The following is a 20,724-nucleotide window of genomic DNA, read 5'->3' on the forward strand; positions in this document are numbered from 1 at the left end:
TTTTTATCGCCATTCTGTGCCTCGACTTTCGGAATAAAAAATATAAAAGGATTATTCAACATGATCGTATGTTGCCTGCGTGATTGGGAGCGTGAAAAGTTTGCTCTCCATCCGATTATTAATAAAGGTATCAAATTTATTACTCAAACCGATTTTTCAACGCTGACGCCAGGGAAAATAGACATTATTCCGGGAAAGATGTTTTGTCTTTTACAGGAAATGAATACCGTTCCCGCGAATGAAATGCGAGCTGAGTCACACTTTAAGTTTGTCGATATCCAGTTTCTCTTGCAGGGCGAAGAAACCATCGGCGTGGCGCGCGGTGCGGCACAGCATCAGGTGGTCGAAGACCGTGCCGAGAATCACGATATTGTATTTTATCAGGAAACGAATAATGAATCGCTGATTCGTTTAGTGCCTGGCATGTTTGCTGTTTTCTTTCCGCAAGATTTACATCGCCCGTGTTGTCATACCTATAGCGAGTCTTTTATTCGTAAAGCCGTGATTAAAATTCACCTGAGCCTGTTTGACGATGGCTTATTTATGAATAACCCCTAGTGGATAATTAAAATTATGAAAGACGTCACCTCTTCCCTCAATGTACCTCTGGTAAAAAAGGCGGCTCCGGCTGTTTCACGCTTGCGCTGGGGTATTATTTTTATTCTGCTTATCGCGGCGGTCATTAATTATCTCGACCGTGCCAATCTCAGTATTGCCAATACGACCATCGCCAGGGAGTTTGGTTTTAGTCAGACTGAAATGGGCCTGCTGCTGTCGGCCTTCCTGTGGCCTTACGCGCTGGCAAACTTGCCTGCGGGATGGTTGGTCGACCGTTTCGGACCGAAAAAAATGTTCTCGTGGGGCGTCGGCCTGTGGTCGACCTTTACAGTGATGGCCGGTTTTGTGAACGGTTATTCGATGTTTTATACGCTGCGCGTGCTGCTGGGCATTTCCGAGTCGCCGTTCTTTACCTCTGGCATCAAGATAACCCACCGCTGGTTCTCGGATAAAGAGCGTGCGCTGCCGACCTCGATCATTAACACCGGTTCGCAGATTGCAAACGCCGTAGCACCACCGATTCTCACCGTGCTGCTGCTGACTCTCGGCTGGCGCGGTATGTTTATCGCCATCGGCCTGGCGGGCATTCCGCTGCTGCTGGTGTGGCTGAAGTTTTATCGAAACCCTTCCGAGCGTGAAGAGCAGTCGATCCACGCCAACGCTCAACGAGTGCAGCCGTCGGTCGTTGAGGCTAACGGCAACAACAGGGCGAGCTGGGCGGCGTTGTTCAAACATAAAACCACCTGGTTCATGGTGATCGGCAACTTCTCTATCATGTTTACCATCTGGGTTTATCTGACCTGGCTGCCGGGCTATCTCGAGAAATCACTGGGCTTTAGCCTGAAACAGACCGGCTGGCTGGCGGCAATTCCGTTCTTTGCGGGGATTTTGGGCGTGCTGTGCGGCGGCTCTATCTCAGACCGATTAATTCGTCGCGGTGTGAATACCATTACGGCACGTAAAGTGCCCATTGTCGTCGGTGCCGCCATGGCTGCCTGCTTCGTTGCGCCGGTTCCGTTCGTGCACAGCACCGCGCTGAGTATTGGGCTGCTGTCGGTGGGTTATTTCTTCTCACAGCTGCCACAGGGCGTTATCTGGACGCTGGCCTCCGACATCGCGCCGAAAGAGCAGGTGGCTTCGATGGGGGCTATCCAGAATTTTGGAGGATTTCTTGGGGCCGCCTGTGCACCGATTGTTACCGGCGTCATCCTCGACGCCACGGGGCAGTTCACTAACGTGTTCTTCCTTGGCGCGGGGCTACTGACGTTGGGCGCGTTGAGCTACGGCCTATTCGTGAAAAAACCGATTCAGGTCACGATGCAGAAATAAAGACCTAGCAGAGAAGCCCTTTTGCCACAGCGCGTGGGGGGTGAGAGGAGCGGCCCATTCAGCGTCGCTCCTCCGCGAGAAAAATCTTATACCTCAACGTCCTGAGGGAAGGTTTTCGACCAGGCTTCAAAGCCACCATCGACGCTATATACCGAATCAAATCCCTGGGTCAGCAGATATTGTGCGGCACTGCGGCTGCTGATGCCGTGATAGCACATCACCATCACCGGCGTGGTGGATTCAGTTTGCTGCATAAATGCGCCGATGCTTTCGTTACTTAAATGGAAAGCGCCGGGTGCGTGGGCGTTGTTAAAGCTCTGAATGTCACGGATATCAACCATCACTGCACCCCCTTCTTTCAGGCGGTTATGGGCCTGCTCAACGCTGATTGCTTCAAACTGTTCCATGCTGCTTTTTGCCTCGTCATGACGGGATGCGTCTATTAAGAAATATTCAGTCCTATTGTAACCAATTCTTTGTCCGGCAAGACCAGACAGAATGTGCGGGCTTTCGTTAAATCGCCCGTGCTGATGCGAAAAATTATGAAAATCTCAGACAAATAGCCACTCAAATTTCCTTAACTCATGATGCTGTCAGGAGTTTTAGCTGATTAACCTATGAGCAAATTTCTCGTATAGGGTTTATACATATAAGTGTCAGAGATCACATTACCTCCCTCGTCGTAAAGGAAAGAGATTCCCCTATGCCAAAACCGACTTTCAAGCAGGACAGTTTTTTGGCGGCTTTGACTCGCCAGTGGCAAGCTTTCGGACTCACTTCAGCCCAGGATATGACCCAGCACCAGTGGTGGCACGCCGTGAGCGCCGCCGTAGCAGAGCAATTGCCGCCGCGACCCGACAGCGGTAAAGGCAGCAGTAAGGTTAAGCGCCACGTGAACTACATCTCGATGGAGTTTCTGGTCGGCCGCCTGACTGGCAATAATCTGATTAACCTGGGTTGGTACGATCAGGTCGCAAAAGCGCTCGAACAATATGATATTAATCTGACCAATCTGCTCGAAGAAGAGGTGGATCCTGCTTTAGGCAATGGCGGGTTGGGGCGACTTGCCGCCTGTTATCTCGACTCTATGGCCTCCGTCGGCCAACCGGCGATTGGTTATGGCCTGAATTACCAGTACGGCCTGTTTCGCCAGAGCTTCGTCGAAGGAAAACAGCATGAAGCGCCGGACGACTGGCATCGCAATGATTATCCTTGGTTCCGCCACAATAGCGCGCTTGCGGTTGACGTCGGCGTGGGCGGCAAGATAGTGAAAGGGGAAGGCGGAAAGTCTTACTGGAAGCCTGGTTTTAACCTGCGCGGCGAAGCCTGGGACCTGCCGGTCATCGGCTATAAAAATGGCGTGACTCAACCACTGCGCCTCTGGGAAGCGACCCACGTTCACCCGTTCGATCTCGAAAAATTCAATGACGGCAAATTCCTGCAGGCAGAACAGCAGGGGATTGACGCTGCCAAGCTGACTAAGGTGCTGTATCCTAACGATAACCATGAGGAAGGTAAACGCCTCAGGCTGATGCAGCAGTACTTTCAGTGTGCCTGTTCGGTCGCCGATATTTTACGCCGCCATCATTTCCTGGGCCGTAATATCCACGAACTGCCGGATTACGAGGTCATTCAGCTCAACGATACCCATCCGACCATTGGCATCCCGGAAATGCTGCGCGTGCTTATCGATGAACACCAGATGAGCTGGAACGACGCCTGGCACATCACCAGCCGCACCTTCGCCTACACCAACCATACGTTAATGCCTGAGGCGCTGGAAACCTGGGATGAAAGGCTGGTACGCAGCCTATTGCCGCGCCACTTTGCGATTATCAAACAGATAAATGCCAACTTTAAGAAACTGGTCGACCAACACTGGCCGGGAGACGAGGCAGTATGGGCCAAACTGGCCGTGCATTACGATAAACAGGTCCGTATGGCAAACCTCTGCGTGGTGGCAGGTTTCGCGGTCAACGGCGTGGCGGCACTTCACTCGGATCTGGTGGTGAAAGACCTGTTCCCGGAATATCACCAGCTGTGGCCGGAGAAATTCCACAACGTCACCAACGGTATTACCCCAAGACGCTGGCTCAAGCAGTGTAATCCCGAACTTTCAGCGCTGATTGACGAGACGCTGAAAACTGAATGGGTGACGGACTTAGACGCGTTGAAAGGGCTTGAAGCCAGCGTCAAGGACAAGAAATTCTGCAAACGCTATCGACAGATCAAGTACGACAATAAGGTGCGTCTGGCTGAGTACGTTAAACATCATGTCGGGATTGAGCTTAATCCAGAGGCCATCTTCGACGTGCAAATTAAACGCCTGCACGAATACAAACGCCAGCACCTGAATCTGCTGCACATCATTCATCTTTATCACCAGATTCGCGCCAATCCGAAGCTCGACATTGTGCCCCGCGTGTTCTTGTTCGGCGCCAAGGCAGCCCCAGGCTACTATCTGGCGAAAAATATTATTTATGCGATCAATCAGGTCGCCGAGAAGATCAATAACGATCCCCTGGTAGCTGACCGTATCAAGGTGGTGTTCATTCCGGATTATCGGGTTTCCGTGGCCGAGGTCATGATCCCCGCTGCGGACGTCTCAGAGCAGATTTCGACTGCCGGTAAAGAGGCTTCGGGCACCGGTAATATGAAGTTGGCGCTGAATGGCGCATTGACCGTCGGCACGCTGGATGGCGCTAACGTTGAAATCGCCGAGCAGGTAGGCGACGAAAATATCTTCATCTTCGGTAACACGGTCGATGAAGTGAAGGCGCTGGTGAAAAAAGGCTACAAGCCGAAAACGTGGCTTAAAAAGGACAAAGGACTCAAAGCTATTCTTGATGAGCTGGCGAGCGGTTTCTACAGCAACGGCGACAAAAAAGCCTTCGAACCTCTGCTGCATAGCCTGCTCGACGGCGGCGATCCCTATCTGGTGCTGGCGGACTTCGCTGAATACTGCGAGGCTCAGGACAAGGTCGACAAGCTTTACCGCGACCGCGATGAATGGACAAAACGCACGGTGCTTAACACCGCGCGGGTCGGGATGTTCAGTTCAGACCGGTCGATTCGCGATTACCAGCAGCGCATTTGGCAGGCTAAACGTTAAGGAGCAAGCATGCGGGGCGAGCAACTCGAACTGGCAGCAAAACGGGCTGGTATTCTGGACAGCTTTATCAATATGGTTGACGAGGTGCAATCCGTCTCTGCAGAGACCAAGCAGGCATTGTTAGAAGCGATGGGGCGCGACGAGCAGGAGCCTGACGTCGGCCCCCTTTCTCACGTGAAAGTGTTTATCGTTGGTGAGCCGGTCGATCTTTCCCCGCGCGGGGAAGGTCAGTATCGGTGGCAACTGACGCTGGAAAACGGCGATATCTCAGAAGGGACCGGCATTTTTGGCGAGTCTCTGGAGCTGGGCGACGACTACATGACCGGCTATCACCACCTCACCTTGAAGTGGGGAGAGGAGCAGTGGGGGTGTCGGATTATTGTTGCGCCGGAGCGTTGCTACGAGCCTGAGGCGTTGAAAAGCGGTGAGAAGCTTTGGGGCGCCTGCGTGCAACTTTACACCCTGCGTTCTGAAAATAACTGGGGAGTAGGCGATTTTGGCGATCTGAAACAGATGGTTGAGCAATTGGGGCAGCGTGGCGGAGCCTTTGTGGGCCTCAACCCGATTCACGCGCTTTACCCGGCGAATCCTCTCAGCGCCAGCCCTTACAGCCCGTCTTCTCGCCGCTGGCTCAACGTAGTCTACGTTGACGTTAACGCGGTCGAGGAGTTCCAGCAGTCTGAGAGCGCCCAAAGCTGGTGGCAGTGTACCGCCACCCGTGATGCGCTAAAACAGGTGCGCAGCGTTGACTATGTCGATTACGTCGAGGTCATGCGGCTGAAAATCACCGCGCTCGAACTGGCGTGGCAGACGTTCCGGAGTATTCCCGAGGCCAGCCAGCGAAAGCGTGATTTCCGCGCTTTCGTCCTGCTGGGCGGAGAGAGCCTGAAGCAGCAAGCGGTGTTTGACGCCCTGCACGTGCACCTCAATCAGACGGCAGAAGGACAGTGGGGATGGCCGGTATGGCCGAAGCCTTATCGCGATCCTCATCACCCCGGGGTACATGAATTTGTTGAACATTATTACGATGAGGTGGAGTTCTATCTCTGGTTGCAATGGCTGGCGCACGTGCAGTTTGCCTCATGCTATGAGGCCAGCCTCGCGCTCGAGATGCCGATCGGCCTTTATCGTGATTTAGCGGTAGGGGTGGCCGAAGGCGGTGCCGAAACCTGGTGTAATCGTTCTCTTTATTGCATGGGCGCGACCGTCGGTGCTCCACCGGATATCCTTGGGCCGCAGGGGCAGAACTGGGGATTACCGCCGCTTGACCCTCACGTGATGCGTGCCAGAGCCTACCAGCCCTTCATCGATCTGCTGCGCAGCAATATGGGCGACTGCGGTGCGCTGCGTATCGACCACGTGATGGGGCTGCTTCGGCTGTGGTGGATCCCAAAAGACGAGCACGCTGGATTTGGTGCCTACGTTAGCTATCCGCTGCGCGATCTTCTTGGCGTGCTGGCGTTAGAAAGCCAGCGCCACCAGTGCATGGTGATCGGTGAAGATCTGGGCACGGTGCCCAAGGAGATAGTCGCTAGCCTGCGTGACAGCGGGGTCTATTCCTACAAGGTGCTCTATTTTGAGCACGATAAAGACTTACACTACCGTGCGCCTGAAGACTATGTGGTACAGGCGATGGCGACTATCACCACCCACGACTTGCCGACGCTGCGCGGCTATTGGCAGGACGACGATTTAAGCCTGGGCGAGAAGCTGGGCATTTATCCCGATGAGGCAGTGCTGGCGCATCTGCGGCGCGAGCGAGCACTAACGCGACAGGCGTTGCTCGATGCTCTGCATCGTCATCACTGTGTACCAAAAAGTTTGGGAACCCACGCTGAACGCATGCCGATGAGTCCGGCATTGAATCGCGGGCTACAGCGCTACGTGGCCGAAAGCGCGAGTGCTTTGCTCGGGCTACAGCCTGAAGACTGGCTGGATATGAATACGCCGGTCAACGTGCCCGGAACCAGTTCCGAATACCCGAATTGGCGCAGAAAGCTCACGATGTCGCTCGAGGAGATGTTTGCCGATGAAAGGATTAATTTACTGCTGAAGGATGTGGACAAGCGGCGCAGAAGGGTATGAATCACCGTGCCAACGGGAGGCACGGTGTTTTGCAGCAAGATGACTTAGTAGAAAGAGTGCTCGCCGCGCTGGTGCTCGGTCAGGTCGCGAACGCCTTTAAGCTCAGGGAAGGCCTGCAACAGTTCTTTCTCGATACCGTCTTTCAGCGTCACGTCAATCATTGAACAGCCGTTACAGCCGCCGCCGAATTGCAGAACGGCGATACCGTCTTCGGTAATTTCCATCAGTGACACGCGGCCACCGTGGCTTGCCAGCTGCGGGTTAACCTGCGCCTGCAGGAGATATTCAACGCGTTCCATCAGAGGGGCATCGTCTGAAACCTTGCGCATTTTGGCGTTAGGTGCCTTCAGGGTCAGCTGAGAGCCGAGCTGATCGGTCACGAAGTCGATTTCTGCTTCTTGCAGATAAGGTGCGCTAAGCTCATCAACGAAGGCTGACAGCCTTTCAAATTTTAGCTCGGTATCCGTGGATTCCACGGCATCGGGTGGGCAGTAAGAAACACCGCATTCGGCAGTAGGCGTACCTGGGTTAATCACGAATACGCGGATCTGGGTGCCTTCTTCCTGGTTTGCCAAAAGTTTGGCAAAGTGCTCTTGGGCAGCATCGGTAATAATGATCATAGCATTGGCTCAATAGTTGACTACTCTAATTGGTCATAATACGCCCTTTAACAGACTGACTACAAGGTGCGGCAAATGCACCAAACCTGTAATGAGGCAATATTGTTTTTATTCAGTATCTTACTGACTTCGCTAATCGTGCTACCGGTTGTCACCACGTCATCTATTAGCGCGATATGCTTTCCCTCCAGGTCCTGTTTGCAGCAGAAAGCGCGCTTTAGGTTAAGTTTCCTTTCAGTTTCCGAAAGCTGTTGCTGGGGAGGCGTAGCGCGACACCTTTCAAGCGCATAGGGCAGATATTCACAGCCGAGCCAGCGGGCAAGAGGGCGGGCCAGCAGTTCTGCCTGATTGTAGCCACGTTGCCGATGACGGTGTAAATGCAGAGGCACGCTGAGGATGGTGTTCGGCCTGACAACGTTGCCGTCTCGCCAGCGCTCCAGCCAGCGCAATAGCAGCAGCCTCGCCAGCGGTTCGGCCAACTCAGGAGTAGAGGAAAATTTCAGACGCAACAGCAGTGTGCTGAGCGGCGGCAGATAGACACCAGCAAAAATTAGCGACTGCCACGCGGGTGGCTTAATCAGGCAGCGGCCGCAGGATTGAAGCGCGCTTCCGCTCGGTAATCCACAGCGTGGGCAGCAAAGAGGGAGGGGCGGGAAGTGCCTGATACACAGGTTGCATAGGCCATGTCGGGCAATATGCAGCGGCTGCTGGCATAGCCAACAGCGGCTGGCAATGGTTAACATACTCGCTATCATGACCATGATAATGAAATCATCCCTGATGAAATCGCCGAGCTGCCTCTCGCAGGTCGGCGCTGATTTTCGAACAACAGACATGGACACTACAGTATGAATCGTCTCTATTGGCAGACTTTAGGTGAAGGATCGCGCGATATTGTGCTGCTTCACGGATGGGGACTGAACGCCGAAGTGTGGCGTTACATCGCTGAGCGATGGGCGCCGCATTTTCGCCTGCATCTGGTGGACTTACCCGGTTATGGCCGTAGTCAAGATTTCGGTGCGCTTTCGCTGGCGGAAATGACCGAGGTCGTGCTGGCACAGGCACCAAAAAAAGCGGTGTGGATGGGGTGGTCGCTTGGCGGGCTGGTGGCGAGTCAGGCTGCGTTAACAGCCCCAGAGCGAGTTGACGCATTGATTACCGTTTCTTCCTCACCGTGCTTTGCCGCACGCGATGACGAGCAGTGGCCGGGCATTCGTCATGAGGTGCTTCATGGCTTTCAGCAGCAGCTGAGCGAAGACTTTCAGCGCACGGTAGAACGTTTTCTGGCCCTGCAAACGCTAGGCAGTGAAAGCGCACGTCAGGACGCCAAACTGTTGAAGTCGATGGTGCTGAACTTGCCCATTCCTCCGGTTGAGGTTTTAGCAGGAGGGTTGGATATTCTCAACCAGGAGGACCTGCGTTTAGCGCTAGCGTCACTTGAGATGCCGTTCCTGCGTATTTACGGGGCATTGGACGGTTTAGTGCCGCGTAAAATTGTGCCTCTGCTGGACGCCCGATGGCCAGATTCGCGTTCCGCCATCGTTGAAAAAGCCTCGCATGCGCCTTTTGTGTCACATCCTGATGCCTTCAGTGCATTAGTTACGGATTTTCTTGACGAAAATCATCTGATGTAACGTTTCAATTTCATACTCTAAAACAATGCGCCACTTCACAAAATAAAGGTTAAGTGGCGGGTCGTGACCTCTTTTATGGATAATTTCTCACGGTGATTAATACTCAATAAGGTAACGCCGGATGGTTGATGAAACGCGACTGTATGCGCTTTATCGGCGTCTGTGTCTCTGGGAGAGTTTGCGGTATTTGGGCGGGAAGTTCACTGCCGACGCAGAGGGTCTGGCGTGCGTTATCTTGACTGCTTTTAAAAATAATTCACCTAATAAAAGAGGTAATGCCATGAATTACAAGAAAATGGTTGTTGCTGCTCTGTTAGTGGGTACTTTCTCTGCCGGCGCGATGGCGGCCAAGGAAATCACCCGAGAAGATGCGCAGAAAAATAACTACACCAGTCTGGGCACCGTATCTATTGATAATGAGCAGACGGCGCCAATGGATGCGAAAAAGGCTATTTCTAAACTGGCCGATGAGAAGGGCGGTAAATATTTTGTTGTCATCTCTGCTGACACTGATAATAAAATCAGTGCGACGGCAGAAGTGTTTAAATAACCGTCACCTCATCGACATGAGGGTAGCTGTTTGCTTTACCCTCATGTCATAAACCTAACTCTGATGCTGATTTCAACGCCTGAATGTCATGAGTTTTTTTAAGATATTCCGCATTTTTTCCCTTCTGAACACCCTTTACAGCCACTTGATACCCGCGGTTTACTCACTGCGATGATGTCTGTCACCCTGTTCGAAACCCGGCTTTTTGAACGGCGTAATCCGATAAGAATAAAACCATTAACGACGATCACTGCGCCAATAATGGTCAGGCTTTGAAGAGGGTGTTCGGGGAGGGTTGCCGCCTGATAAAACAGCGTTGCCAGTGAGTAGGCAACGTTAAGTCCCCAGAGAATGGAGAACGCCATCCAGCTGCGGCTGGTTTCACGGGCGATGGCGCCCATCACCGAGACACAGGGCACATAGAGCAGCACGAAAATTAAATAGCTGTAGGCCGAGATGGCGGAGCCGAATTTGGCGCTCATTACGCCCATCGCGCTGGCGGCCATTTCACTGTCACCTTTGCTGGCCTCGATAGGGTTCGCCAGTACGCTCAGGCTAAAGGTATCGACCAGACTCTGCCCGGTTTCACGCACGGCATTGCGCAGCGCGCTTGCAGGGTCATAGCTGTTGGCATCAAAGGGTTCTGACTTCATTCTGTCGGCGGTATACAGCGTGTTTAAGGTACCGACAACTACCTCTTTGGCGAGCGCGCCGGTGACCAGGCCGACCGTGGCCTGCCAGTTGTCAGCATGCACGCCTATAGGCGATAGCACCGGCGTCAGGACCTTGCTGACGCTTGCCAGCGCCGAGTCGTCAAGGCCGTCGGCCGCCCTGCCGCTCAGTGAGAAACTGTTTAGTGCACCAATAAATACGCAGGCAATGACGATAACGCCACCCGCACGCAGGATGAAGCCTTTTAGGCGCTGCCAGGTTTGTTTCAGCAAACTTTTCAACTGAGGAATGTGGTAAACGGGCAGCTCCATGATGAACGGCGAAGCCTCGCCGCGCATGAGGGTATGCTTCATGACCAGACCGGTCATGACGGCGACGGTGATTCCGAGCAGATAAAGAGAAAAGACCGCCGAAGCACCGTGTTGCCCAAAGAAGGTAGCAGAAAACACGGCAAAGATGGCGAGCCTTGCGCCGCAAGACATAAACGGTGCCATCATTACGGTCATCAGGCGCTCACGCGGGGCGTCGAGGGTGCGTGCGCCCATAATCGACGGAACGTTACAGCCGAAACCGACAATCAGCGGCACAAAAGATTTGCCTGGCAGACCGAGCGACTGCATCAGTCGGTCCATAACGAATGCCGCGCGGGCCATGTATCCCGAGTCTTCGAGAAAGGAAAGAAACAGATACATCATGCCAATTTGTGGAATGAGCGGCATCACGGTGCTTATTCCACCGCCAATGCCCTGCGCCAGAAACAGCGTGAGCCAGACCGGAAAATGCAGTGAATAGCCTATCCACTGAATGCCGTCGACAAATATCGTCGCTGAACCTATTTCAAACAGCGGCTTCAGCGCGCCGCCGATGTTGATAGCCAGTACGAACATCAGGTACATCACCAGCAAAAAGAGGGGCACGCCGAGAAAGCGATTGAGGATGATTTTGTCCAATGCCTGCGTCAGCCTATGAGGCGAGCTCAGATGCGCGTTACTGGCGGCGGCACCTATCGCATTTATGGAGATGTAGCGTGCTTCGGCAATCGCCAGCGCGGGGTCAGCAACATTGGCCTCGACGAGAGTTTCCCGCACCTCAGGCAGTCGCGTGTTGGCATCACCGGCGTGCGTCGCGCTGTAGATATCGCCTTCGAGCATCTGTACCGCGAGCCAGTCACGTCTTTGATGCGGCAGATCGACAGGCATGGCTTCGGCCAAATTAACGATGGCATGCATCAGCGCCGGAGGATAATTGACGCGCTGGAGTGGGAGCGCCTGTGGGAAGCCGTCTATCGCGGCTGTTAAATCCGCGATTCCGTCGGTGCGGGTTGAAACCAGAGGGACGACAGGGCAACCGAGGCGTGCAGAGAGCATCTTGATATCGATAGTGATGTTTTGTTTTTCGGCGATATCGAGCATGTTGAGCGCCACGATACAGGGAATACCTAGATCGAGGATTTGTAGCGTCAGATAAAGATTTCTTTCAAGACTGGAGGCGTCGATAACGTTTATAAGCAGGTCGGCGTCGTTGCTTAATATGTAGTGGCAGGCAATCTGCTCGTCGAGCGAGGTCTGACTGGAGATAGTCGTCAGCGAATAAGTGCCGGGCAGGTCAACCAGTTTTACCCTGTGCTCGCCGGTCAGGAAATGGCCTTCCTTACGCTCAACCGTCACACCCGCCCAATTACCCACCCGCTGGCGTGAACCTGTAAGTTGGTTGAAAAGGGTGGTTTTACCCGAATTAGGGTTTCCAATCAGGCCTATTGTCATTGCTTTCATGGCGTTATCTTTGCTCCTGCAGCTCGACATGCAGCAGCTGCAAATCTTTCTTGCGCACGATGAGGCAGGTACGTCGGGTTTCTATCTGCATAGGGTCACCCAGCGGGGCGACGCGCAGCACGTTGAATTCGGAGCCAGGCAGCATGCCGAGCGACAGCAGTTTTTGCCGGTAGGCGGGGCTGATATCACGAGAGAAGCCGATGACTTTGTAGCAGCGCTGAGTCTGAAAGTGCATGGTGAACCTCTGTAGTGTCCTTTGGGACCAAAGTTTTGCATCCTGTTTGCATAACTTATTGAACAGTAAGGCTAATAATAATCATTACTGATTTGCGGAAGGGGTGAGGCAGTCCGGCAGCGAAGAATAGTTTCGGTGCGTGAGTATGCTAATCCTCAGGGGAAGGGCGTTTATTGATGTAGCTCAGGTTAAAAGGGGTAAGAAGGGGAAATTAAGGCAAAATAAGGGAAAAATAAGGGAGCAGGCGTATCGCTGCCCCCTATTCTGTTTAGCGTTTTTTACCGAAGGCGGCAGCCAGAGCGTCAGCCATCGCATTGTTGCCCGCGCTGGCGTTGCCACGACCGGCCGGTGCCGCGTTCCCGCGTTTCGGTGCTTCACGTCCTTTGGCCGTGGCCGGTGCAGGCGAGCCACTGCTGCGGCGCGCTGGGCCTTCACCCGGCTGTTCGTCGAGACGCATCGTCAGCGCAATACGCTTACGCTGCAGGTCAACTTCCATGACTTTAACCTTCACGATATCGCCGGTTTTCACCACCGTATGCGGATCTTCTACGAACTTGTTCGCCAGAGAAGAGATATGCACCAAACCGTCTTGATGTACGCCAATATCAACAAAAGCACCGAAGTTAGTGACGTTGGTCACTGTGCCTTCGAGCACCATGCCCAGCGTCAGATCGTTCATGGTCTCGACGCCTTCGGCGAAGGTCGCGGTTTTGAACTCAGGACGCGGATCGTGACCCGGTTTTTCGAGCTCTTTGATGATGTCGGTGACGGTCGGCACACCGAAGGTGTCGTCGGTAAACTCGCTGACCTTCAGCCCACGCAGTACGTTTGAGTCACCCATCAGCTCTTTCAGCGCCAGCTGAGTCGCCGCCAAAATTCGCTCAACTACCGGATAGGTTTCCGGGTGAACGGTCGAGGCGTCGAGCGGGTTATCTCCGTGGTTAATACGCAGGAAGCCCGCGCACTGTTCAAAGGCTTTAGGCCCGAGACGGCTGACTTTTAGCAGCTGTTCACGGTTGCGGAACTGGCCGTTCTCGTCGCGCCAGTTCACGATATTCTGCGCCATCATGCGGGTCAGTCCCGCAACGCGCGTCAACAGAGGAACCGAAGCGGTATTGAGGTCCACGCCGACGGCGTTTACGCAGTCTTCCACTACGGCATCAAGTTTTTTGGCCAGCAGACTTTGGCTGACATCGTGCTGATACTGGCCCACGCCGATAGATTTTGGGTCGATTTTCACCAGTTCGGCGAGTGGGTCCTGCAGGCGGCGGGCGATAGACACGGCGCCGCGAATAGAGACGTCGAGATCCGGGAACTCGAGCGCCGCCAGTTCAGAGGCCGAGTAGACCGAGGCTCCGGCTTCGCTAACGATAACTTTCTGTGCTTTAACTTCAGGGAACTGCTTTTGCAGCTCGATGAAGAAGCGTTCGGTCTCGCGTGAGGCAGTGCCGTTACCGATAGCCACCAGCTCGACGTTGTGTTTAATGCACAGCGCAGCGACCTGTTGGGCTGCTTTCGCTGCCTGACCGGTGTGGGGATAGACGGTGTCGGTGCCGACCAGTTTACCGGTGTTATCCACCACGGCGACCTTAACGCCGGTACGCAGACCCGGATCGAGACCCATGGTGGCGCGCATCCCCGCTGGAGCGGCCATCAGCAGGTCGTGCATGTTGCGGGCGAATACGTTGATAGCCTCGTCTTCGGCACGTTCGCGCACGGTGCTCATCAGCTCGGTTTCAAGGTGCATCAACACTTTGATACGCCAGGTCCAGTTGACAACCGCGCGACGCCAGACGTCAGCCGGAGCATTGTTGAGCTTCAGGCCCAAGTGGTCGATGATGATTTGCTCGGCATAGCTCTCGCGCGGCGGTTCATCAGACTGAGGATCGGCATTCAGGCCCAGCTGTAAGACGCCTTCATTGCGGCCGCGGAACATCGCCAGCGCACGGTGTGAAGGCACCTGAGAAATCGGTTCATGATGATCGAAATAGTCGCGGAATTTCGCGCCTTCCTGCTCTTTGCCCTCGACCATACGCGAGGTCAGATGGGCATTTTTCCACAGATAGTCACGTACTTTCGCCAGCAGAGAGGCGTCTTCGGCGAAGCGTTCCATCAGAACGTAGCGGGCACCGTCAAGGGCGGCCTTCACGTCGCTTACGCCTTTATCGGCATCGACGAAGGCGACGGCGGCCTGCTCTGGCTCTTGTTGTGCGTCCTGCCACAGCAAGTCGGCCAACGGTTCGAGACCGGCTTCGATAGCAATCTGGCCACGCGTGCGGCGCTTTGGTTTAAACGGAAGATAGAGGTCTTCAAGCTCGGTTTTGCTCAGCGTGCCATTAATGGCCTTCGCCAGGTCATCGCTCAGCTTGCCCTGTTCTTCGATAGACTTGAGGATAGTCTGCCGACGGTCTTCCAGTTCGCGCAAATAACCCAGGCGGGTGTCCAACTGACGCAGTTGGGTATCATCCAACCCGCCGGTGACTTCCTTACGATACCGCGCAATAAATGGCACGGTATTACCTTCATCCAGTAAGCGGACGACAGAAGCAACCTGCTCCGGACGTACCTGCAATTCTGTCGCGATAATGCGGCTCAGTTGATCATTCATAAGTTTTTTATCTTACTTTGGGTATAAGTAGATGACGTGAAAACAGGGGGACAGTTATACGTTTTGAACGCCCAAAATGCCAGCCATCCACGCGTGGTGACCGGCGTTTTGAGAAACTTGGAAGGTCATTCGCCTTGAGTATAGTCAATCTCGTTGACGTACCAGACGGCATCGCCGACCGGCGTGGTGACGACGGTGCTGTCTCCGACCTCTTTTTTCAGCAGGGCACGGGCCATCGGTGAATCGATGGATATATAGTCTTTGCGGCCAAAGATTTCATCATAGCCGACGATACGAAAACGCATCGTCTGGCCGTCGTCATTTTCAATCTCGACCCAGGCACCGAAGAACACTTTGCCGTCCTGCTGTGGCGAGTAATCGACAATGCGCAGCTGTTCCATGCATTTGGTGAGATACCTCACCCGGCGGTCGATTTCGCGTAAGCGTTTCTTATTATACTGATAATCGGCATTTTCACTTCTGTCGCCAAGGCTGGCTGCCCAGGTCACTTTTTTGGTGACTTCGGGACGCTCTTCCCGCCAGAGAAAGTCGAGTTCCTGCTTGAGTTTCTGGTAGCCTTCGCGAGTTATCAGCTTGGTTTTCATCGGCTTCTTCGTTTTTATCTGAGGAGGTGGAAACAGTGTTCACCGGAATTTATCCGGCTTTTGTCTATCAGGGCAGAATAACTCAGCGAAACGCATCAGGGAAACCCTCTATTGCCGAGATTTTTGCCTGCAAAAGGAGAGTGCGCCCAAAAGTGTAAAAAGCATAAAGATATGAACAGACCCCTTAGCGGCGTAGTTTTTGCTGCAAGAAGGCGTGAAATCCCTAAAATTTATTGATAAATTGGGCAAACCATAAGCATTGTTACAATTTCGACTAGAATATATACCATTAAAAGCTGTTGGTTATAGCCAGCTTTTTTAACAATACCGGCTTCAGGTATTAGCGCCTTTGGGAGTAAGAAAATGCAAGAGAATCACAAGATTCTGGTAGTTGATGATGACATGCGTTTGCGCGCACTTTTAGAACGTTATCTGACCGAGCAAGGCTTCCAGGTGAGAAGCGTTGCCAATGCTGAACAAATGGATCGTTTATTAACGCGTGAATCCTTCCATTTGATGGTGCTTGACCTGATGCTTCCAGGTGAAGACGGCCTGTCAATCTGCCGCCGCCTGCGTAGCCAAAGCAACCCAATGCCGATCATCATGGTGACCGCGAAGGGTGAAGAAGTCGATCGTATCGTTGGCCTCGAAATTGGTGCCGATGACTACATTCCAAAACCGTTTAACCCGCGCGAGCTGTTGGCGCGTATCCGTGCCGTGTTGCGCCGTCAGGCCAATGAACTGCCGGGTGCACCTTCGCAGGAAGAAGCGGTGATTTCGTTTGGTAAGTTCAAACTTAATCTCGGCACGCGTGAAATGTTCCGTGAAGACGAGCCTATGCCTTTGACCAGCGGTGAATTTGCCGTGTTGAAAGCGCTGGTAAGCCATCCACGTGAGCCGCTGTCTCGTGACAAACTGATGAACTTGGCTCGCGGCCGTGAGTACAGTGCGATGGAACGTTCTATTGACGTACAGATCTCGCGTCTTCGCCGCATGGTTGAAGAAGATCCGGCGCATCCGCGTTATATCCAGACCGTTTGGGGCCTGGGCTATGTGTTCGTACCGGACGGCAGTAAGGCATGAGGAAAATACGCTTTTCACCGCGTAGCTCCTTTGCCCGTACTTTGCTTTTAATCGTCACCCTGCTGTTTGTCAGCCTGGTGACGACCTATCTGGTGGTGCTGAATTTCGCTATCCTGCCGAGTTTGCAGCAGTTCAATAAAGTCCTGGCCTACGAAGTCCGTATGCTGATGACCGACAAGCTGCAGCTTGAGGACGGCACACTACTGGAAGTGCCTCCGGCATTTCGCCGTGAGATTTACCGAGAGCTGGGCATCTCGCTGTACACTAACTCTGCTGCCGAAGAGAGTGGTTTACGCTGGGCGCAGCACTACGAGTTTCTGAGCCAGCAAATGGCTCAGCAACTTGGTGGCCCCACCGATGTTCGTGTCGAAGTAAACAAAAATACCCCGGTCGTATGGCTCAAAACCTGGTTGTCGCCTGACATCTGGGTGCGCGTGCCGTTGACCGAGATCCATCAGGGCGATTTCTCGCCGCTGTTCCGCTACACGCTGGCGATTATGCTGCTGGCTATCGGCGGTGCCTGGCTGTTTATCCGTATTCAGAACCGACCCTTGGTTGAACTGGAGCACGCCGCGTTGCAGGTTGGTAAGGGGATTATTCCGCCGCCGCTGCGCGAATACGGTGCCTCGGAGGTGCGTTCAGTGACCCGGGCGTTTAACCAGATGGCCGCGGGCGTCAAACAGCTGGCAGATGACCGAACTCTACTGATGGCTGGCGTTAGCCACGACCTGCGCACGCCGCTGACGCGTATACGTCTCGCGACCGAGATGATGAGCAGTGAAGACGGTTACCTCGCTGAATCAATCAATAAAGATATCGAAGAAAGTAACGCGATTATCGAGCAGTTTATTGATTATCTGCGCACGGGGCAGGAGATGCAGACTGAAGTTTGCGATCTTAACTCGATTCTGGGCGAAGTGGTGGCAGCAGAAAGCGGCTACGAGCGCGAGATTGAAACTGACCTGGTCGATGGCGACGTGCTGGTCAACGTGCATCCGTTGTCCATCAAACGAGCAGCGGTGAACATGGTTGTCAATGCGGCACGCTACGGTAATGGTTGGATCAAGGTCAGCAGTGGTCATGAGCTGAATCGTAGCTGGTTCCAGGTCGAGGACGATGGTCCGGGCATTGAGCCTGACCAGCTGGCACATCTGTTCCAGCCGTTCGTACGCGGCGACAGTGCGCGTACCATCAGTGGAACCGGGCTGGGTCTGGCTATCGTGCAGCGTATCATTGATGCACACGCCGGCAGCCTGGATATCGGCAAGAGTCCGCGCGGTGGGCTGCGGTTTAGGGCTTATCTTCCGCGGGTGACTCGGGAGCCGATGGCGGCATCAACGACAGAGTCTTAAAAGCAAAGGCCTCGGAGGTCGGCTTCATAGGACTCCGAGGAACTTTTCCGCTCCGCTTCGACAGCTTCAATGGGCATTTGATCGCCCGCACCTAGCCCGTAAGGGATTAAGATTTGCGACTCATGATAAAGTATTCGGCTGCTTCTTCGCGCCAGCGCGGGCTTCCCTGGTTTTCCCATGGGTTGAGCAGCGCAATGCCGGTCTGCGAGAAGCGCGCAACCTCGGAGGTTGCCAGTCGCGCCTGATGGTGTCGGCAAATCGCCGCGGTCTGTAATTCGTTGTAATTCAATGGGGTAGGGTACGCCTGATTCTCAGCGTAAAGCTGGGCGTAAATCAACGCGCTCGGCGCATCGAAGGCCAGCAGTCTGCCGGCAAAGTCTTGATTAAGCATCTCGAGGAGCAACGTCGAAACCTGCGCTTTCTGGCGGTTGTCTGCCAGGCATTCCGCGCTGGCAAACAGTTCCGCGACGGAGATAGCGGTCAGGAACAGCTGCTGCGCGTCCTGCGCGTTCAGCCACTCCAGCAAATATTTGTGCGGTTTTGGCCGCATTATTTCCGCTATCACCGGCGTATCAAGCACAATCATTCGTCATTGTCTCTTTGACGAGATGCTTCACTTCTTTGTGGTAAAGCCAACTCAACGCCACCGCTCTGCGAGAAACGCTGTTGCAGTCTGCTGCCTAAACCATAGCTCGGCTGGCTGCCTTGCAGCGCCTGGCGGAGAATGATCCGGGCCTCCTCTTCCATGGAGTGCCCGTTTTTTGCAGCCGAGAGTCGCAGCAAATCTTTGACTTCGTCATCAAGGTTGCGAATCGTCAGCGTCGCCATTACAGCTTAGGTCCCGCGCTTACCAGAGCGGCACCGGCCGGGGTGTCAGTGTATTTGCTGAAGTTTTCAACAAACAGCGTGGCCAGATCTTCAGCTTTGCTCTGCCACTGCTCTGCGCTTGAATAGCTGTCGCGTGGGTCAAGGATCTGCGTGTCAACGCCCGGCAACGACTGTGGAACCGCCAGGTCGAAAATTGGCAGCTGAGTCGTTGGCTGATTGTCGATTTCACCGCTGAGGATGGAGTCGATAATCGCACGGGTATTTTTCAACGAGATGCGCTTACCGGTCCCGTTCCAGCCGGTGTTGACCAGATAAGCCTTCGCGCCAGACGCCTTCATGCGTTTTTCGAGCACTTCTGCATACTGCGTAGGGTGCAGCGTCAGGAAGGCCGCGCCGAAGCAGGCTGAGAAGGTTGGCGTCGGTTCGGTTACGCCGCGCTCGGTACCGGCCAGTTTGGCGGTGAAGCCAGACAGGAAGTAGTATTCGGTCTGCTTGTCGGTCAGGCAGGAAACCGGTGGCAGCACGCCGTAGGCGTCGGCGGTCAGGAAGATGACCTTGGTCGCATGACCTGCTTTAGAAATAGGCTTGACGATATTATCGATGTGATAAATCGGGTAGGTCACGCGGGTATTTTCGGTTTTAGCACCGTCGTTGAAATCAATGATGCCCTGCTCATTGACGGCAACATTTTCCAACAGCGCATCGCGCTTGATGGCGGCAAAAATGTCTGGCTCGGCTTCGTGGCTCAGATTAATGGTTTTTGCGTAGCAGCCGCCTTCAAAGTTGAACACGCCTTCGTCATCCCAGCCGTGCTCGTCGTCGCCGATAAGCTTGCGTTTAGGATCGGTAGACAGGGTGGTTTTACCGGTCCCTGACAGGCCAAAGAACACCGCCACGTCGCCTTTCTCGCCAACGTTTGCGGAGCAGTGCATAGAGGCGATGTTGTTGAGTGGCAGCAGGTAGTTCATCACGGCGAACATGCCTTTCTTCATTTCGCCGCCGTACCAGGTGCCGCCAATTAGCTGAACGCCTTCAGTCAGGTTGAACGCGATGAAGTTCTCGGAGTTCAGACCCTGCTCTTTCCAGTGTGGATTGCTGCACTTGGCGCCGTTCAGCACCACGAAGTCTGGCTTAAAACCGACCAACTCTTCATCGGTAGGACGGATGAACATATTTTTGACAAAGTGTGCCTGCCAGGCTACTTCAGTGACGAAGCGAACTTTCAGACGGGAATTCTCGTTGGTGCCGCAAAAAGCATCGACAACAAACAGGCGTTTTCCAGAAAGCTGACGGCCAACTAACTGCTTCAGCTCCTGCCAGGTCTCCTGACTCAACGGCTTGTTGTCATTCTTTCCTTTGCCCTGATCTGCCCACCAAACGGTGTCGCGGGTCGTGTCGTCACGGACGATGTATTTGTCCTTTGGCGAACGGCCGGTGAAGATACCCGTATCAACGTTAATAGCGCCGAGCTCGGTCAATTGACCGCGTTCAAATCCTTCCAGACCAGGAGCCAACTCCTCCTGATAAAGCACTTCGTAACTCGGATTATAAATGATTTCATTAGCTTGAGTGATCCCGTACTGGGCCAGCTCATCAGCTGAAAAAGGTGTACTAGACATATCCCTGCTCCTTTATATACATCGTCTGTCTGCGCGATATTGTAGGGAGAACAATAGTCCTT

General features: G+C 53.9%; 18 protein-coding genes. 8 read left to right on the plus strand and 10 right to left on the minus strand.

Going from position 1 to position 20,724, the window contains the following annotated elements; all coding sequences use genetic code 11:
* The first annotated feature begins 60 nt into the window (after window positions 1-60).
* Window positions 61-558, plus strand: coding sequence for a NanQ anomerase/TabA/YiaL family protein (locus BS640_RS11130; RefSeq protein WP_084912582.1), 498 nt, complete (start codon window positions 61-63; stop codon window positions 556-558).
* A 15-nt stretch (window positions 559-573) separates the two neighbouring features.
* Window positions 574-1,887 (plus strand): MFS transporter, encoded by a 1,314-nt coding sequence (locus tag BS640_RS11135; protein ID WP_017493071.1) that lies wholly within the window; start codon window positions 574-576, stop codon window positions 1,885-1,887.
* A gap of 86 nt (window positions 1,888-1,973) precedes the next feature.
* Here the strand turns inward: BS640_RS11135 and glpE are convergent, their stop codons facing one another.
* Window positions 1,974-2,294, minus strand: coding sequence for a thiosulfate sulfurtransferase GlpE (gene glpE, locus BS640_RS11140; RefSeq protein WP_017493072.1), 321 nt, complete (start codon window positions 2,292-2,294; stop codon window positions 1,974-1,976).
* A gap of 296 nt (window positions 2,295-2,590) precedes the next feature.
* On the opposite strand from glpE, the gene malP reads away from it, so the two are divergent.
* Window positions 2,591-4,999 carry a maltodextrin phosphorylase gene (gene malP / locus BS640_RS11145; RefSeq protein WP_017493073.1) on the plus strand — a complete coding sequence of 803 codons (2,409 nt, stop codon included), beginning with the start codon at window positions 2,591-2,593 and terminating at the stop codon, window positions 4,997-4,999.
* A gap of 9 nt (window positions 5,000-5,008) precedes the next feature.
* On the plus strand, window positions 5,009-7,084 hold the full coding sequence (gene malQ, locus BS640_RS11150; protein WP_084912583.1) for a 4-alpha-glucanotransferase: 2,076 nt from the start codon (window positions 5,009-5,011) through the stop codon (window positions 7,082-7,084).
* Between the two features lie 44 nt (window positions 7,085-7,128).
* On the opposite strand, the gene nfuA is transcribed toward malQ, so the two are convergent.
* Complete coding sequence (gene nfuA / locus BS640_RS11155; RefSeq protein ID WP_017492306.1) at window positions 7,129-7,704, minus strand: Fe-S biogenesis protein NfuA; 576 nt, start codon at window positions 7,702-7,704, stop codon at window positions 7,129-7,131.
* A gap of 59 nt (window positions 7,705-7,763) precedes the next feature.
* Window positions 7,764-8,447: a DNA utilization protein GntX gene (gene gntX / locus BS640_RS11160; RefSeq protein WP_017492307.1), complete on the minus strand. Its 684-nt coding sequence runs from the start codon at window positions 8,445-8,447 to the stop codon at window positions 7,764-7,766.
* Window positions 8,448-8,552: 105 nt separating this feature from the next.
* Here gntX and bioH point away from each other — a divergent pair, with 105 nt between their 5' ends.
* Together bioH and BS640_RS11170 are read left to right on the plus strand one after the other, a co-directional pair.
* Entirely contained in the window at window positions 8,553-9,338 is a 786-nt protein-coding gene (gene bioH, locus BS640_RS11165) for a pimeloyl-ACP methyl ester esterase BioH (protein WP_017492308.1), read from the plus strand.
* A gap of 280 nt (window positions 9,339-9,618) precedes the next feature.
* Window positions 9,619-9,888 carry a YdgH/BhsA/McbA-like domain containing protein gene (locus BS640_RS11170; RefSeq protein ID WP_017492309.1) on the plus strand — a complete coding sequence of 90 codons (270 nt, stop codon included), beginning with the start codon at window positions 9,619-9,621 and terminating at the stop codon, window positions 9,886-9,888.
* A 98-nt stretch (window positions 9,889-9,986) separates the two neighbouring features.
* On the opposite strand, the gene feoB is transcribed toward BS640_RS11170, so the two are convergent.
* From feoB to greB, 4 genes are all read right to left on the minus strand, one after another.
* On the minus strand, window positions 9,987-12,332 hold the full coding sequence (gene feoB / locus BS640_RS11175) for a Fe(2+) transporter permease subunit FeoB (RefSeq protein ID WP_084912584.1): 2,346 nt from the start codon (window positions 12,330-12,332) through the stop codon (window positions 9,987-9,989).
* Window positions 12,333-12,336: 4 nt separating this feature from the next.
* Entirely contained in the window at window positions 12,337-12,567 is a 231-nt protein-coding gene (feoA, locus tag BS640_RS11180) for a ferrous iron transporter A (protein WP_017492311.1), read from the minus strand.
* A gap of 268 nt (window positions 12,568-12,835) precedes the next feature.
* On the minus strand, window positions 12,836-15,175 hold the full coding sequence (locus BS640_RS11185) for a Tex family protein (protein WP_084912585.1): 2,340 nt from the start codon (window positions 15,173-15,175) through the stop codon (window positions 12,836-12,838).
* A 125-nt stretch (window positions 15,176-15,300) separates the two neighbouring features.
* Window positions 15,301-15,780, minus strand: a complete 480-nt coding sequence (gene greB / locus BS640_RS11190; protein WP_017492313.1) for a transcription elongation factor GreB — start codon at window positions 15,778-15,780, stop codon at window positions 15,301-15,303.
* Between the two features lie 363 nt (window positions 15,781-16,143).
* Here greB and ompR point away from each other — a divergent pair, with 363 nt between their 5' ends.
* Window positions 16,144-16,863: an osmolarity response regulator transcription factor OmpR gene (gene ompR, locus BS640_RS11195; protein ID WP_009635740.1), complete on the plus strand. Its 720-nt coding sequence runs from the start codon at window positions 16,144-16,146 to the stop codon at window positions 16,861-16,863.
* Entirely contained in the window at window positions 16,860-18,215 is a 1,356-nt protein-coding gene (envZ, locus tag BS640_RS11200) for a two-component system sensor histidine kinase EnvZ (protein ID WP_017492314.1), read from the plus strand. The genes ompR and envZ overlap by 4 nt, the downstream gene beginning before the upstream one ends.
* Window positions 18,216-18,321: 106 nt before the next feature.
* On the opposite strand, the gene BS640_RS11205 is transcribed toward envZ, so the two are convergent.
* Genes BS640_RS11205 through pckA form a run of 3 tightly spaced genes read right to left on the minus strand, consistent with a single transcriptional unit; the run spans window position 18,322 to window position 20,662 of the window.
* On the minus strand, window positions 18,322-18,801 hold the full coding sequence (locus tag BS640_RS11205) for a PIN domain-containing protein (protein WP_017492315.1): 480 nt from the start codon (window positions 18,799-18,801) through the stop codon (window positions 18,322-18,324).
* The gene (locus tag BS640_RS11210; RefSeq protein ID WP_017492316.1) at window positions 18,798-19,043 is read right to left on the minus strand and encodes a FitA-like ribbon-helix-helix domain-containing protein; all 246 of its coding nucleotides are present in this window, start codon (window positions 19,041-19,043) and stop codon (window positions 18,798-18,800) included. Before BS640_RS11210 ends, BS640_RS11205 begins: the two co-directional genes overlap by 4 nt.
* Entirely contained in the window at window positions 19,043-20,662 is a 1,620-nt protein-coding gene (gene pckA / locus BS640_RS11215; RefSeq protein ID WP_017492317.1) for a phosphoenolpyruvate carboxykinase (ATP), read from the minus strand. The genes BS640_RS11210 and pckA overlap by 1 nt, the downstream gene beginning before the upstream one ends.
* Between the last annotated feature and the right edge of the window lie 62 nt (window positions 20,663-20,724).

The organism is Rouxiella badensis (genome assembly GCF_002093665.1).
Taxonomy (GTDB): Bacteria; Pseudomonadota; Gammaproteobacteria; order Enterobacterales; family Enterobacteriaceae; genus Rouxiella; species Rouxiella badensis.